1 protein-coding gene is annotated in these 252 nt (G+C 72.2%); it reads right to left on the bottom strand.

Annotated elements, in window-relative coordinates; all coding sequences use genetic code 11:
* Positions 1-244, bottom strand: a 244-nt coding sequence (locus tag ACSNOK_RS35305; RefSeq protein ID WP_436784770.1) for an aldehyde dehydrogenase family protein, incomplete at its 3' end; no start/stop codon positions are given.
* Positions 245-252: the final 8 nt, after the last annotated feature.

The raw sequence follows: 252 nt of genomic DNA, 5'->3' as shown, positions 1-252 counted from the left end.
CCTCGAGAGCGTCGGCGATCTTCAGCAGGGCGAGCTGCCGTGCGGCGGGGGTGCTGTCCCGCCACCCCGGAAACGCCGCCCGTGCGGCCTCCATCGCCGCATCGACGTCCGCCTCACGGGACAGCGGAGCGGTGGCATAGACCCCACCGGTGGCGGGATCGACCACCTCGGTCGTCCGGCCGTCGGCCGCGTCCCGGAACTCCCCGGCGATGTAATTGCGCAGTCGGCGCAGTCCTTCGTTCACTGCACCCC

This window comes from Streptomyces sp. URMC 126 (assembly GCF_051386555.1).
GTDB lineage: Bacteria > Actinomycetota > Actinomycetes > Streptomycetales > Streptomycetaceae > Streptomyces.
Note: the sequence above shows the minus strand (reverse complement) of the source record. Positions and strands in the feature narration are given on the sequence as shown.